This window comes from Neobacillus niacini (assembly GCF_031457145.1).
Classification (GTDB): domain Bacteria; phylum Bacillota; class Bacilli; order Bacillales; family Cytobacillaceae; genus Neobacillus; species Neobacillus niacini_J.
This window is the reverse complement of the sequence record NZ_JAVDVZ010000018.1, coordinates 49,121-63,822: the sequence shown is the minus strand read 5'-3', so window position 1 is coordinate 63,822 and position 14,702 is coordinate 49,121. Positions and strand designations below refer to the sequence as shown.

Genomic DNA, 14,702 nt, shown 5'->3' with positions numbered 1-14,702 from the left:
CACAGAGGTATTAAATGATGTAGCCTAGTTAACCTAACTAAAACTACATCTTGAGTTCAGCATTTACTTTATAAAATGCTCTAGAGTTCTTCCTCCTGAGTTAACCACTGATTTTCCCGAATTTATTACTCTAATTGCTAGCTCAGTAAACTCAATACCAAATGTATAGATTCTCTTGGATTGAACACGAAGGAAATCAATAAGTAATGAAAGGTTTTCAGGAGATGGGAAGGGTTCCATTCTTCTGACAACCGGCTCATGGATAAAACTAAAATCTACATGGCGTTAAATTTTTCACAATAAGTGATGTTCAGGTGATGAGTTATTTATTATAACGTACTAAGCCGTAGTTCATAAAAATACTGCACAATTGGATGCTTTAACTTCATCTTCTCAGTCATGTTTAAAATTCGTTTTTTTCCTACTCGTCTGTCCACTAAAGCTAGAATATTCAATAGGATATCATTGCTCTCTATGCTTTCCTCTATAGAAGTCGATAAAAACTTATTAGCTACAACGATAAAATTTGATTTACTTAATGATGACTGCGCTGACAAAAGCTCCTTTGCATATTCTGATAATTTTCTACCCCTTGCAATTACTTGTAGACGATTCTCAGGAACTATCCCCTTGGTTTCTTTTCTTACCGCTTCAATTTCCTCATTGTTGATAGGAATTTGGATACCTGAATCATTCTTAATTTCCAGCTCCGTCTGATACCATCTGATTAAAGTTATATCACTCATATTGAGTACATTCTTTTTATCTACCGCAATATAACAAAGTCCTGCTTTATCAGGTAAATAACGGTAGCTGGTTGCACGGTATTCAACCCTTCCATATAATGCAGGACAGAGAAAACTCTCCAGATTTTGCTTCAATTTGCTCCAGGCCATGTAATTCTCCTTAATTTTTATATTATAAATATTTATTGAGGCAGTCGTTCTATTATCTATAATACAATAACCAACTCATCGCTCATACTAAATACAAGGTGATTGTAGAAGTTATCAGGTTTGATCTTGTAAACTTCCTGACAACTAAAAAGTATTGATAAGCAAATTTTAGAAGCAAAAAAATAACCACCTCTCTAATAATGAGAAGTGGTTATAGCTTTATTAATTAATTATGAATTACACAGCATCACAGAAACCCGGAAAGCGATGTAAAAAGCCTACATCTTCAGTTATCTATAAAGTATCAACTATTTTATAGACCTATTTAGTGAATTATAAAGTTGACCCAACATCTATAATATTCTGTTCCAGTTGAGTAACTAGATTCATCTGAAGCGATATAAAGGACTAAATTTGAAACTTCTTCCGGTTGTGCAATTCTCTTTAATGGAATTGCTTTTGTTGCTTCTTCAAGAATATCCGAAACTTTTGATACACCCAGTATTGGTGTATTGATTATTCCTGGATGTACTGAATTTACACGAATATTGTATTGAGCAAATTCTAAAGCAGCTACTTTTGTCATACCTCAAACAGTAAACTTAGAAGCTGCATATGCTACTTGGAGTCGGTCCCTGTCACCCTCCGAGTAATCTTGTTTCACAGTAATGTTTCACAGTCTTTAAAGACATGTGCTTCAAAGGGGACTTTTTTGTAATGACTCCATCGCCTTTGGAACCCTCTCTGGCTAGAGTTAATTAGGAATGGATTTTTTATTAATTAAACGTTTGATTAATAGCAAAAAAAAGCTTCTCAATTGTCCAATGACTAATGAAAAGCTTCTTTTTTTGGTAAGGCGTTATCACATCATGCCGCCCGTAAGATGAGAGTGTGTAAAATCTTTAACGATGTATGCAAAAAATGCGTTATAACAAGGTTTTGCTAATTTTTGTCTGTAACATCTTTAATGGCATTTAATTGTTCTTCATTTGATTGCGTTAGCAAAACGTTAGCAATGTATCAATGACTATTTCCTTAACATCAATAATAATCGAATACCAGTTTATTTTATTCAGTTCCCATCAAAAAATTGAGCATAGACAGAATTACATCTGTAAAATGCCCCAACCTGTATTATTATTCATTCAGATTGAAATTTCTTTATGCTTGATATTTCTTAATTAATTCAACAAATACATCTTTAAATTTGCCATTGCCATCAAATAATTCAATTGAGTTTGCAAGGTAAACTTCTGGTTGTTGAACGATTGGCATGTTTAAGAATGTTAGGACTTGACGTAAATGATGATTTGCACTAAATCCACTTAAATTCCCCGGTGATTATTGAAAGCTACACTATTAAATATGGCAAATCCCCGTTTCAGGGTCACATGCTAATGGTGATTTTTTCATTTCCACATAAAATCCATTAGCAATAGGCTTTACCGTAATTAAATTTTTGTCCTCTAATTGTTGAAGAATTTCATCTAATTGCGTGTCTTGTAAATCAAAGCTTACTTTAATTTCATGTTTCACTACTCGATCATATTTTTCAATGAAAGCTAAAATATTTTCTTCTGTTGCGTCTTTCTCTTGACCTTTGACAGTATGATCAGACAAGTGATCAATGATGTTTTTAAAATTGTCAAATACTTGATAACCTCTTAACATGACACCTTTCTCACCAAATTGTACAAGGAAGCTTGGGAATCCTTGTGCTTTATATTGATAAGTTGTTTTTAAATCTTCTTGGAAAGCTTCCTCCGCAGAACCATCTGTAAAGTGCTGTAGAAACTTTCCGATATCAAGTCCTGATTCCTGCGCTAGTTCAATTAGTTTTTCGGTTTGATTTGCTGGTACTGCTTCCGCTGCAACAGCTTCACGCATTCTTCTTAAAAACTTATCTGCTAATTCATAATCCTCAAACTGTGCAGCTTTATACGCAATATTTATTGGAAAGGTAGAAGGATTTTCATCAGAAAATAGCGCAAATCCTTCAGCTTGAACTGGCATCCCATGTCTTTCTGAAGCCTCAAGCCAATGAGAAGCAACACTTTTATTGGATTCATTCGCATTTCCACCAATGTTATTGTATGAATCGAAAAATTCACGAATATCTGGTACTAACCCACCCATAATAAATTCATTCTGAATTTGATCCCCATAATAGGTTTCTAGTTTACGCAAAATCGGTTCACTACCCCAACACCATGTACAAGCTGGGTCTGTAAACTGGAATACTCTTACCTTAGTATTAGTCATCAGTGTATCCTCCTTTTATTCGTTATCAATTTATACCTTAAATGATAATTTCGTCAATTATTTTATTCCCATCATACGAGAAAGCCCTGTTTTATTTCTATATCTTAAAAGTGTTTGACACCACTAAAATTACCAGCAAGTGTCATTGGTGCCTCTAGGTCGACTAGGAATAACACAACGGTTGTATCCTTTGACATTTGGATTGTTGTTAGCCCTTCCGCAGTATCTGAAATTGCATCGCCTTTACGTAGGCTTTCCCCATGTGCAGTAATTTTGCCGTCCATTACATACAGCCAGGGTGTATAGCCGGCCACAACCGGTAATGTAAAAGCTTCGTCTGTTTTTCCATGTACATCATAAACAATGATTTGCTGACGAAGTTCAAGTGGAGCATTCGATTCTGTTGGTCCTGCAATTAAACGCCATTTACTGACTTTTGGTAGTTGCATGTCCGCAAATTGAACGCATGGCTCTAAATCTTTTTCTGACGGACGTATAAATACTTGGAGCATTTCAACAGGACCTGTTGGTGTCGATTCCTGATGAAAGAAGCTTTTTCCAGCACCCATTAGCATTTGCTTTGTTGGTGAACAAGATTCTTTCAAGCCTGTTGAATCTTCATGCAGCATTTCGCCTTGCCACATATAACTTAAAATTTCATCGTTTATGTGTTCATGCATACGTATCGTTGCACCTTGTCCGATTTTTGCGTGGTCAATTCGACTAAGTGGCCCAAATGCATGGTCCTCTTTTTCCAAATTCCCATCAATTAAACCTGGTCGACGAATTTGTAGAGAAAAAACACCTCCACCGTTTGAATAAGCTTGTTCATTTCGCAAAATATTCACTCTTGATACACTCCTTGATTTGCTTTTTTTAGGAGTTGAATCAGTTGTTCAAGTTCATCTTCTGTTAAATCCGCAAATTGCTCTGCTCTGAATTGTTCTTGTGCAGGGACAACTTCGTTTCGTAGTGCTACCCCAGTTGGTGTGAGTGAGATATATTTTGTCTTCCACTCTTGTTCGCGTTGAATATAGCCCGCATCTTCTAACTTGCTTAAAATTTGCGTAATATTTGAATTGGTCACTGCAAGACGACTCGCTAATTCTGATTGTGTAACCCGCTCACCCTCTTTTAAATGGCTAATAATATCAAACTGACCTGTTCTTAATCCCCACTTGGCTAAATGACGATTGCTGCAGGTCATACTGTGGTTAAAATAACGTGTGTAACGAAACCATGCCAGATAACTTAAACGAATTCTTCTTAATGAGTATTTCATAATATCGCTCCTATCATTTAATATATTAATTGATATTTATTGTAATTGCAAACTATTGATTTTATCGCTCATCGGAATATTTCCATTTCCCACCATATAGGTGATTTCTTCTCCATTTTACAGTATTGAGAAATCTATTTGGTAATGCATACGTAAATTTGTCATGAATTCTCGCCTGTTTGTATAATTCATAAACATTATATCAATACCCATATAACCAAACTAATTCCGCTTTATTACAAAGGAATAGATTCAAGTCAATTCGGAGGGCGTGCCGCTTGAATATCTGTCATTTAATATATAAAATGAAAATTGTAACGGATCTTTTTATTTAGGAAAACTATTACACATCGTTATCGACAAAAGGAGAAAATGATATGACTGAATTATTGACGAGTGAACATTATATTTTTTTAGGCGCTCGCGTAAAACCTTTATTATTAAGCACAGAATCTGAGGGGAATTTCTCAGTATTTGAGTTTAATGAAGTAAAAGGCTTAGAAGCTCCCTTTCATATTCATGAAAACGAAGATGAAATTTGGCGTGTGGTTGAAGGAGAAATTACATTCTATTTAGAGGAACAAGAAATTCATACTGTTGCAGGTGATACAGTCTTTGTACCAAGAGGGAAATCTCATACATTCCGATTAAAAACTGAAACGGCAAAAGCAATATTGTCTTTAACTTCAACTGACTTTGAAAATGTCATTCGTGATATCGCTAGACCTGCTACTTCAGCAACTGAATTGCCAAATCAACCTATTTCAAAAGAACAAGCAGAACAATTAATTGCTTCTGGCAAGAAAAATGGATTAACAATTTTGAAACACAAATAGTGAAACTGTAACTATTTGGTTATTTAACATGTAATTTATCAGTAAGATTAACTTAAAAAAATCGTTCTACTTCATACAGAGAAGAGAGCAATTTTTTGGTTTTTGCTGAAAAAGATAAGCACATACAATAAGAGCTGCTATCAAAATCATGGATAGATTTGGCCATTCAGATGATCAATTCACCAAGAATGTCTATCTCCACGTACCCCAGAAATGAAAAAAGAAGCTTCCCAAAAGTTTTCACAACTAATGAGAAGCCTCTTTTAAAATCCACTATGTTAGCATTTCACTTTCACCTTACATACAAACCCTTGACATTAAAGGATTGTAACGGCTTATTACATCATGCCGCCCCTAAGGTGAGAGTGTGTAATATGTTTAATGGTGTGTGCGTAAAGTGCGGTATATCAAGGTTTTATCAATTTAGAATTGTAACATCTTTAACGATAATTTACTGTTTTTCATATAATTGCGTTAGCAAAATGTTAGCATTTTATTTTTTAAAGGTTATAGGATGATTATTTTAAATTTTGTTACTACTCCACTTAGTATAAGTAAACGGATGTAAATTTTTCAACAAGATTATTTTTACTGAAAGGAGTGAAGAAGTAACGGGGGCAGGGAAATCATCAAAGTATTTTATATCATTTTATTGAATGGTGTTGAGTCTAATTTTATTCTACAAAGCTAACATTTACTTCACCAATTTGTGTAAACTTGGCTGTAAAATGATCTCCTTGTTCTACTACTATCGCTGCGGATAAGGCACCTGATAAAATAACCTCTCCTGCTTTAAGTGTGACACCATATTCCGATAATTTATTCGCTAACCAAGCAACACAAAGAGCAGGGTCTCCTAAAACATCCGTGCCTTTACCTTCATTGATAACTTGGTTATTTTTTATAAGTTGCATATGAATACTCTTTAAATCCACATTGTTAATGTTGACTTTATTAGATCCAAGAACGTAGAGTCCACAAGAGGCATTGTCGGCAACTGTATCCTCAAGTTTAATTTTCCAATCTTTAATACGACTGTCAACAACTTCTAGGGAAGGTACAATATAGTCAGTTGCACGTAGAACATCATCTACAGTAATATTTGGGCCAACTAAATCTTCCTTCAGTACAAATGCAATTTCGCCTTCGATTTTTGGTTGAAATAATTGGCCTAGGGAAATTGCAGCACCCTCTTCTACATACATAGACTCTAAAAGATGTCCATAATCCGGTTGATCTACACCTAGTAGATCTTGCATTGCAAAGGATGTTAAACCAATTTTTTTACCTGTGATACGATCACCTTGCATTGTTGCGAGTTCAATTCGTTTAACTTGAATTGCATAGGCATCATCAATAGTCAGCGTCGGCTCTTGTAATGTAAGTGGTGAAATAGATTGATGTTTTAAATGTGCTTCGTCAAGCAATTGTATAACATTAGGTATTAATTGCCCAGTTACCATAACTACCCTCCTGTGTAAATTAACGTATTGTCAAAACTTTTATATTAAAAAAGTTAATAATCCTTGATTTAAAGGGGTTTAAACGCAAAAACTTGCCACCCCCATAGTTTTAGGATAAAAGTGAGGTTACGACACCGAACACTTAATCCTAAAAAACTAGGAAGTGACAAGTTTGTACCCTCAATTATTAACTTATTTAATGGAATTTATCAAGTATCAAGATCAGGCAATTCGAACATTACTTACTCTTCTTATTTGGAAGGGCATGTTTGAAAAACCTGATGAAACTCCTGTAAATAAACCTTATCGTAAACTTCAGGTGGATGATCTTCCGATCATCGAAACCATTCAGAAGCTTGATTATCAAAGCCTTCTTGCAGAATACCTAGAGAAAAACGGTAAGCATTTAAAGCCTGTTCAAAGGCGGTTGAATTCAAAGACAAGCGTGCCCAAATCTATGAGCTGTCCGAAGTGTGGTGCTCCATCGGATTATCTTTACGCCAATAATGGAGACAAAGGACAGTATCAATGTAAGGTGTGTGCGTGTAAAAGTCGTTATCTTAAAGAGGCTATACTAAAGTGCCCTCATTGTTCTAAGACAATTGAGAAAGTCAAAGAACGAAAAGACTTTGATGTGTTTAAATGTAAAAACAATGACTGTTCTTATTACCAAAAGAAACTGAATGGAATGTCATCGAAGGAGAAGAAACAGTTTAAAAAGGATACTCAATCCTTTAAGTTACGATACATTTTCCGTCAGTTTCGCATTGATTTTCAGCCATTGTCTAGGTCTTCTCTTCAAAAGCCCAAGGTAGATTTAGCAAGGCTTTATGTGTCACCACATACACTGGGGTTAATTTTAACGTATCATGTCAACTATGGCCTTTCGGCCCGTAAAACAGCTGCACTCATGAAAGATGTTCACGGTGTATCCATATCGCATCAGAGTATTTTAAATTACGAGAACGCAGTAGCCTTGTACCTTAAACCTTACGTTGATAACTATCCCTATGAACTCTCTGATCAGTTTTGCGGGGATGAAACCTATATTAGGGTGAACGGAACGGCCGTTGGCATTACTTGTTTTTCTTCTTTGATACGGTAAAAAGGATTATTCTGTCTTACCCTGTATCGCCAAATCGGGATACGGTGTCAGCGATTCGTGCCATTGATGATGTCTTAATGAAACTGAAGGAGATTCCTAAAGACCTTACATTTGTGGTGGATGGGAATCCAATTTACCTTTTAGCACAACACTTTTTTGCCCAACACGATATTCACTTTGATATCAAACAAGTTATCGGGCTAACGAATGAGAATCCAGTATCAACAGAGTATCGCCCACTCAAACAAGTGATTGAAAGATTAAATCGCACGTTTAAAGGCAATTATCGCTCAACACACGGGTTTGGTTCTGAACACGGATCTGTTTCTTTCGTAACTCTGCTTGTGGCTTACTTTAACTTTTTAAGGCCTCATTCTGCATTAGACGGTAAAGTTCCAGTGCTCAATCCAGAGTTACTGCAGCTCCCCAATATGCCAGCACGATGGTCTAAGCTTATTGGTTTAGCACAAGAATGGCTTATTGAACAATCAGCCTAACTTTTTGTTTAGCAGAGCCCTTGGAAGAAATAGCAATTGGCGAAGCGAACTCTTGACAAACCGAACTTGCCAATGGTTTAAAATGGAAATAACCAAGGGCTATTTAGCATGCCTTCTTTTTGTCCCCATCGCCCTTGTTAAAAGAAAGTCAAACCATTGGCGTGTTTGTCAAGAGCGATTGCGTGGCCTACGCACCCAGTAAGTGGAAAAGAATCTAGACAACTAATGAGTTTTCATAGAACTTTTGACACTACCTTAAAATCATTAGTAGTTTTTACTATTACTCGAAGTATCTTCAACCATTCTAATATGATTATAAATTAGAAAAATTTCAAATAGTTGTTTAAATTGTATTACTAAATACAGAGTTTTGGGACTTTTTCCAGTAATATAAACACTGAAGGTAAGATATTAAACAATAGAGAGGAGAATTTTCAATAGACAAATAACACAATTTTAGCTTTATGGCGCTTTGTTCCCCGCAAATCGGAGTCTTAAATTACTTTAGAAACGCAAGAAAAAAAGAATATGACACTAAGAAAATATTCTCTAAACTATGAATAGAGAATACTCTTACGAACAACTCATTACGGCTTTCCTGTTTAATCTTGAAAAAAATAATTTAATTTTTGGAGATGAGTTTATGAATATTACTGATAGACATTATTATGACCGAAATTATTGTGCCATCATCACTCCCTTTAAAGCAGATAGTCTGGAAATCGACTATGACGCTTTCAGAGAACACATACAATATTTCACTCGCGATCCTCAATATGCCAAACAGAAAGGCTCCTTTATCGTTAATCCTGAAGCAGCCGAGATGTTCTACATGACAAGAGAAGAACGAAAAAATCTTATTAAGATCATGATGGAAGAGCGACTGGATGATATGCCGATTTTCGCTGGAGTATTTGGTGTAACTGTAGATGAGGCCATCGAATGCGCACTAGACGCTAAAGAGTTAGGTGTGGACGGTTTATTTATTTTTCCTCCTACGGGGACAATGGAGGTTAGCATAGCTATAGATAACGTAAAATACCCTGAAGTCTGGACAAGATGGGTAATGGCAATTGACGACGCTGTTGATTTGCCGATCATTTTACATCCAGCAGCTCCGTACAGCAATAATTGGGGGCTATCCCTACCTATCAACTGTATCAAAATGTTGCTGGACAATATTCCAAATATCGTTGGGTATAAGATGATTTACGGAAATGATGCTGTTAGCTTTCGCGTGGCACATTTCTTAAGATCCTATCCTAGACATGTTTCCATCCTTAACGTACCTTTTTATGGATGGTTGGAAGCAGAGATGTGTGGTTTGGTGGACGGAACCGTTCAAGGAGCATGGAACTGGGGTAAGGAAGTATACTACGCTCTTGCAGAAGCCAAAGAGAAAAATGATTTTACAGAAGTAGGAAAGGTAATGAGCAAACAAATTATCCCACTTTTTGAGTACATCTATGAAGGAGGCGCCCGTGTCCATATCCGGTACAAACTAGCTACGTGGCTCCGTGGTAACATATCCCATCCTTACATGTTACCACCAATGGGTCCTCCAACAAAGGAAGAAGCCGAGACTCTATATACGATTATAGAAAATAGTGGGTTAAGTCTAATAAGTAGGGAAGAATTCAAAACGGTGCTAGCTAAACAGGAAGCTATACTATCAACCGGAATTAAAAGAAATAAACAATCGTACGTTTAAAAAACCATTTCTTTGAACAATAGCCCCAAAATTTTCGGGGCTATTGTAAAACCGCTTCATTGTTCAGAACTGGGGTATCCAAATTAAACCAATAGATGAAAACGCTTTATTCTGATGGTAGTATAAGATTACAAGTTTTGAAGGGGGATAAAATTATGAATATACAAGGAGAACCTTCAGCTAATTTTTCATTAAAAGAAAGTCAGCGCAATAATACGGTTCATTCAATAAATAGTATACCTGATAGACTTGACCGTCTTCCATTTTCAGGATTTCATAAATATTTATTGTTGGTTTGTGGTGCTGGAACATTAGTCGATGGAATTGATATTGGTTTAACAGGATCAATAATGGCTTCTTTAGGGGGTGAATGGAACTTACAACCTAATCAACTGGGGTTGATTGGGAGTGCTGGTTTTGTTGGTATGTTCTTAGGAGCTCTTTTTTCAGGGCCTTTGGCCGATCGATTTGGACGTAGAAAAGTCTTTTTAACCACCATCCTATTTATAGTTCTCTTTACATTCATGAACGGTTTGGCTTGGAATTTAGAATCTTTTTTACTTTTTCGACTTTTAACAGGCATCGGTTTAGGGGCAGAAGTGCCTCTTATGATATCGTATTTTAGTGAAATGGTTCCCTCGAAGTCACGTGGAAAACTAATTACGATTTTTGAAGGATTCTTTCCAATTGGATTGATTCTAGCAGCTATTCTAGGTTTTATTCTTGTACCTCGTTTTGGATGGTCTAGTCTGTTTTTTGTTGCTGCAGCTCCAGGTATCTTTATATTTTTAGCCCGTTTAAAACTATTTGAGTCTCCTAGATGGCTTTTATCAAAGAACCGAATTCAGGAAGCAGACCATATTACTACAGCAATAGAAAATACTATTATTACAGAACAAAAAATCCTTTCAGAAGTTACTACAGAGCAAAAGTTAATTGAAGGTGTCAAAAAAGCACCAATTATGGAAATTTGGACGAAACAATATGCAGGTAAGACTTTAATGCTATCTGTGGTATGGTTTAGCTGTTTTTATGGGACATATGGTTTTCTTATATGGTTACCTACTTTATGGGTGCAACAAGGATTATCACTTTCCCAATCTCTATTCTTCACGATGTTGTTAACAACTGCATCAATACCGGGTATTTACTGTGTGGTGCCCCTAATTGATAAAGTAGGAAGAAAAAAATTGTTGATTGCTTCGTATCTCATAGGGATTGTTGGAATTCTAGGTTTTGGACTAATCGGCAATTTCACTTCGCAGATCATTTTTGGATTCATCTTTAATTTTGCTACTTCTATGAGTATGGTTTGCCTATATGCGTATACTCCTGAATTATTTCCAACTAGAATGCGAGCCACCGCTGTTAGCTTTGCGTCGTCTGCAGGAAGAGTTGGTGGGATAGTTGCTCCTATAGTTGCAGGCTTAGTTATAACATCTTTAGGAAATAACTCTGCTATCTTTTTAATTGTGGCTGGGCTTTTCCTTCTATCAGTCATTACGATATTTTTATTCGCTAGAGAAACAATGGGAACAAAACTAGAAAACTGAAGTATTTTGGATTATATCTATGATACTTTTCGGACACAAAATAAGCCTTAGGCAATTGCCTAGGGCTTATAAATATTCATTTATTCCGGTCAGGGTCAAGTTTTTTCAACCGTTGAATCAATTTTTTGCTTGTTCTTTTGTTGTTCTTGCGTTGATTCTTCATCACTCATCAAGTCATTAGCAGATTTCTTAAATTCCTTCAGTGTCTGTCCTGCAGCTTTACCAATCTCCGGTAATTTCTTTGGTCCAAAGATGATTAAAGCTAGAACAATGATAAGTATTAAACCTGGAATTCCTATATTTGCAAAACCCATATGGTGTCACCTCCATCCAGTTTGATGATCGATTAAACCAATTGTTTCGCTATTTTAACTTGAATTTATTGACTGCCGCCGTTTTTCAGATATTCAATCATACCTTCTGCTGCACGGTATGTGAGTGCACCCGCTGTATTTGTTGGGTTTCCAACACCGTGGTGAGGAAAAGCACTAGCCCCACAAACAAACAAGTTGTCCATATCCCACATTTGCATATAACTGTTTACCGCTGATGTTTCAGGGTCTTCTCCCATAATCGCTCCACCAGCTGTATGTGTTCCAATGAACTGATGAGGATGCTCAGGAACAATCCCTTTATCAAGGATATCGACACCCATAGCTTTCAATAATTCCTCTTGTTTATCTAAAACTAATTGTGCTAGTTTTTTATCGTTATCGGTATAATCGTTTGTTATTCGAATCAACGGATCACCGTACTCATCTGTATAGGTGGGATCCAAATCAAGGTAATTATATTTGGAAGGAATAAATCCTATTTGTCCAGACAAAACAACGTTCCGATATGTGTAATGCAATAGGTTCTTTTTAAATTCTTTCCCCCAAGTTGGAGTTCCATACGGTACAGTTGAGTAGTACCCAATTGGAAGCAATCCAAGTTGAGAACAGGTAATTTGTATACCATGAAGGTAATCAAGTTTAGTGTGATCCACGTTATCTCCTGCAAAATCGGTAACGGCTATCACATTGCTTCCGCTTCCTGCATAAAGATTAAATTTTTTATCTTCAAAGTATCCGACTGATGCTGGGTAAAGTGTATGATCTGTATAGTTCCTGCCAATGACTCCAGTTCCATTTTTCGGATTATACGGTTTTCCAATTCCAGATAATAATAGTAGACGAACATTATTCATTTGAAAAGCAGTCAAGGCGACAATTTCAGCAGGCTGTTCGAATTCTTCTCCTGTTTGAGTATCAACATATAAAACACCAGTCGCTTTATTACCATTATACAAAATACGTTTGACGTAAGCATGTGTTCTCACTTCATAATTACCTGTTTTCTTAGCTAGAGGAACGACATGGACGGCGGGGTCTGCTTTCGCGCCATATTCGCACGAAAAAAACATACAATATGCACAATATTGACATGCGCCATACTGAGCTCCGTCTGGATTTTTATACGATTCAGTTGCGATTGCCCCAGGGCTTGAAAAAGGATGATACCCTGAACTTTTAGCAGCTTCTCTAAACAGTTTTAACAATGGAGTGTCCGGCATAGGCGGATTTGGATATGGATTCGATCGTTTTACGCCAACAGGGTCTTCTTCACCAGATACGCCAAGCGTTTTTTCCATTTTGTCATAATAAGGTTCTATTTCGTCATAGGTTATACCCCAGTCTTGTAGTGCCATCCAGTTTTCAATCCTACCTACACCATATCTTTCAATGGTTTTCGACCGGATCTCAAAATCATAAGGATAAAATCGAATAGCTTGACCTTGCCAATGTGAACCGCTCCCCCCAACATCAACACCCATTGTAACTGACATCTTGCTACGAAACGGTCTAGCTGATTGATTTTCATTGTGTCGATGGGTAAACGTATCTTTTGCTGGGTCGCGAAGCAATTCTGCTCGAAGGCCATAACCATAACGAAGCTCGTCGTGTTGATGTAAGTTATCTGCAATGGAACGGTCTTTACCGCGCTCTAAACCAACTACTTTATAACCTGCTTTTGTTAATTCTAGTGCAACAATGGCACCCATCCAACCTACTCCAACTGTTACAACGTCAACTTTCGGTAATTTTGTCACCATATTATTTCCCTCCTACATATTAAAATGGTCGCTAACACTTTTTGGTGGAATGACTTTAAAATCATTTTTAATTTCGTTTATATAACTCATTTGTGCTCCAGGGAACTCTCTCATTTTCCAACCTTCCATGTTCTTGTTTCCTCCGTATAATGGGTCACTGAAACAACCTTCGATAGTGCTTTGCTTTAATAAAGAGAAGAAAATAGCAGAATTAGCTTTACCCATATCGAGTTTTCCAGATTCACAGTCTTGGAGAATTCTAATCTTTTCCTCCTCTGTTAAATCTTTAAAAAGAACACCTTTATTCAATTGACTTATTTCATTGAGTTTTCTTAATCCAATCATAAAAATGTCCACACGTGTTAATAAACTTTCTCCTTCTTGGAAGGGAAATTTACGATATTCTTCGGCGTTCTTGCCCCAAGGACCTGCTAATTGTTTGTCAATATAATAAGGAACACCAAGAGCAATAGCACCAGAACCATTTTCATCTTCTGGGAAAATCGATTCGGAAGCGGCAGATAAGCAATCAAAGTCTTCTTTGCGTTTAAAAAATTGTAACGCTTCTGTATAATTGACTGACTTCTGAGTCACCGCTGTTTTGGTAGTAGTTGAAAATGTACCTAAGAATCCCCCTAGTACAGCGCCCCCAACAACTCCACCTGTTACTATTCCAGTATTTTTAAGGAATTTCCGTCGTGAAGAATCTGGCACTCCCTTGTTTAAAGATGAATCTTTATTCATTTCTTTCTTTGCCATTGTAATTCCCCCTTGTTTTTCTAAAATTCAGTACCTACAAAATTAAACAAGAACATATAAATAATATAGCGCGACTGATAATCGCAATCACTGTGTTACCGCTTACATCCCTGTGCGAGCAAACATTTCAAAATATACAGCCATAAATAATACTGATGCCAGTAGGATCCAGAGTAAACTGTAGCTAAACGAAGCCCCGGACAAAACAGATAAAAACACAGAACCGGTTCCTATGGCTCCTGC

At 36.5% G+C, this 14,702-nt stretch carries 12 protein-coding genes and 1 pseudogene; 4 read left to right on the top strand and 9 right to left on the bottom strand.

From position 1 onward, the window contains the following. Positions 1 to 329: 329 nt before the first annotated feature. From J2Y03_RS26205 to J2Y03_RS26180, 5 genes are all read right to left on the bottom strand, one after another. Positions 330 to 896 (bottom strand): SF0329 family protein, encoded by a 567-nt coding sequence (locus J2Y03_RS26205; RefSeq protein WP_132096804.1) that lies wholly within the window; start codon positions 894 to 896, stop codon positions 330 to 332. A 325-nt stretch (positions 897 to 1,221) separates the two neighbouring features. Continuing rightward, a complete protein-coding gene (locus J2Y03_RS26200; protein WP_310199935.1) occupies positions 1,222 to 1,482 on the bottom strand; it encodes an SDR family NAD(P)-dependent oxidoreductase in 261 nt (86 codons plus the stop codon). Positions 1,483 to 2,255: 773 nt separating this feature from the next. Beyond that, positions 2,256 to 3,158 (bottom strand): DsbA family protein, encoded by a 903-nt coding sequence (locus J2Y03_RS26190; protein WP_310199934.1) that lies wholly within the window; start codon positions 3,156 to 3,158, stop codon positions 2,256 to 2,258. Positions 3,159 to 3,262: 104 nt separating this feature from the next. Beyond that, positions 3,263 to 4,006 (bottom strand): pirin family protein, encoded by a 744-nt coding sequence (locus tag J2Y03_RS26185; RefSeq protein ID WP_310199933.1) that lies wholly within the window; start codon positions 4,004 to 4,006, stop codon positions 3,263 to 3,265. Further along, positions 4,003 to 4,440 (bottom strand): MarR family winged helix-turn-helix transcriptional regulator, encoded by a 438-nt coding sequence (locus J2Y03_RS26180; RefSeq protein WP_310199931.1) that lies wholly within the window; start codon positions 4,438 to 4,440, stop codon positions 4,003 to 4,005. Before J2Y03_RS26180 ends, J2Y03_RS26185 begins: the two co-directional genes overlap by 4 nt. A 377-nt stretch (positions 4,441 to 4,817) precedes the next feature. Here J2Y03_RS26180 and J2Y03_RS26175 point away from each other — a divergent pair, with 377 nt between their 5' ends. Continuing rightward, a complete protein-coding gene (locus tag J2Y03_RS26175; RefSeq protein ID WP_310199929.1) occupies positions 4,818 to 5,276 on the top strand; it encodes a cupin domain-containing protein in 459 nt (152 codons plus the stop codon). 674 nt (positions 5,277 to 5,950) lie between these two features. Here the strand turns inward: J2Y03_RS26175 and J2Y03_RS26170 are convergent. Continuing rightward, complete coding sequence (locus J2Y03_RS26170) at positions 5,951 to 6,739, bottom strand: 2-keto-4-pentenoate hydratase (RefSeq protein WP_310199927.1); 789 nt, start codon at positions 6,737 to 6,739, stop codon at positions 5,951 to 5,953. 172 nt (positions 6,740 to 6,911) lie between these two features. Here J2Y03_RS26170 and J2Y03_RS26165 point away from each other — a divergent pair. From J2Y03_RS26165 to J2Y03_RS26155, 3 genes and pseudogenes are all read left to right on the top strand, one after another. Beyond that, a pseudogene (locus tag J2Y03_RS26165) lies at positions 6,912 to 8,341 on the top strand (IS6 family transposase). Positions 8,342 to 8,984: 643 nt separating this feature from the next. Next, positions 8,985 to 10,052 carry a dihydrodipicolinate synthase family protein gene (locus J2Y03_RS26160; protein ID WP_310199925.1) on the top strand — a complete coding sequence of 356 codons (1,068 nt, stop codon included), beginning with the start codon at positions 8,985 to 8,987 and terminating at the stop codon, positions 10,050 to 10,052. Between the two features lie 155 nt (positions 10,053 to 10,207). Beyond that, the gene (locus J2Y03_RS26155; RefSeq protein WP_310199923.1) at positions 10,208 to 11,605 is read left to right on the top strand and encodes an MFS transporter; all 1,398 of its coding nucleotides are present in this window, start codon (positions 10,208 to 10,210) and stop codon (positions 11,603 to 11,605) included. Positions 11,606 to 11,700: 95 nt separating this feature from the next. Here the strand turns inward: J2Y03_RS26155 and tatA are convergent, their stop codons facing one another. The 3 genes from tatA to J2Y03_RS26140 form a co-directional block, all read right to left on the bottom strand. Further along, a complete protein-coding gene (gene tatA, locus J2Y03_RS26150; RefSeq protein WP_310199921.1) occupies positions 11,701 to 11,919 on the bottom strand; it encodes a twin-arginine translocase TatA/TatE family subunit in 219 nt (72 codons plus the stop codon). A gap of 65 nt (positions 11,920 to 11,984) precedes the next feature. Continuing rightward, on the bottom strand, positions 11,985 to 13,700 hold the full coding sequence (locus tag J2Y03_RS26145; protein WP_310199919.1) for a GMC family oxidoreductase: 1,716 nt from the start codon (positions 13,698 to 13,700) through the stop codon (positions 11,985 to 11,987). Between the two features lie 12 nt (positions 13,701 to 13,712). Next, complete coding sequence (locus J2Y03_RS26140) at positions 13,713 to 14,459, bottom strand: gluconate 2-dehydrogenase subunit 3 family protein (protein WP_310199917.1); 747 nt, start codon at positions 14,457 to 14,459, stop codon at positions 13,713 to 13,715. Positions 14,460 to 14,702 lie beyond the last annotated feature (243 nt).

Bases quoted from the DNA above. Each gene is read 5' to 3' on its own strand.
- J2Y03_RS26180 (WP_310199931.1), bottom strand. From the start codon at position 4,440: ATGAAATACTCATTAAGAAGAATTCGTTTAAGTTATCTGGCATGGTTT.
- J2Y03_RS26175 (WP_310199929.1), top strand. From the start codon at position 4,818: ATGACTGAATTATTGACGAGTGAACATTATATTTTTTTAGGCGCTCGC.
- J2Y03_RS26160 (WP_310199925.1), top strand. From the start codon at position 8,985: ATGAATATTACTGATAGACATTATTATGACCGAAATTATTGTGCCATC.
- J2Y03_RS26170 (WP_310199927.1), bottom strand. From the start codon at position 6,739: ATGGTAACTGGGCAATTAATACCTAATGTTATACAATTGCTTGACGAA.
- tatA (WP_310199921.1), bottom strand. From the start codon at position 11,919: ATGGGTTTTGCAAATATAGGAATTCCAGGTTTAATACTTATCATTGTT.
- J2Y03_RS26190 (WP_310199934.1), bottom strand. From the start codon at position 3,158: ATGACTAATACTAAGGTAAGAGTATTCCAGTTTACAGACCCAGCTTGT.
- J2Y03_RS26145 (WP_310199919.1), bottom strand. From the start codon at position 13,700: ATGGTGACAAAATTACCGAAAGTTGACGTTGTAACAGTTGGAGTAGGT.
- J2Y03_RS26200 (WP_310199935.1), bottom strand. From the start codon at position 1,482: ATGACAAAAGTAGCTGCTTTAGAATTTGCTCAATACAATATTCGTGTA.
- J2Y03_RS26140 (WP_310199917.1), bottom strand. From the start codon at position 14,459: ATGGCAAAGAAAGAAATGAATAAAGATTCATCTTTAAACAAGGGAGTG.
- J2Y03_RS26155 (WP_310199923.1), top strand. From the start codon at position 10,208: ATGAATATACAAGGAGAACCTTCAGCTAATTTTTCATTAAAAGAAAGT.
- J2Y03_RS26205 (WP_132096804.1), bottom strand. From the start codon at position 896: ATGGCCTGGAGCAAATTGAAGCAAAATCTGGAGAGTTTTCTCTGTCCT.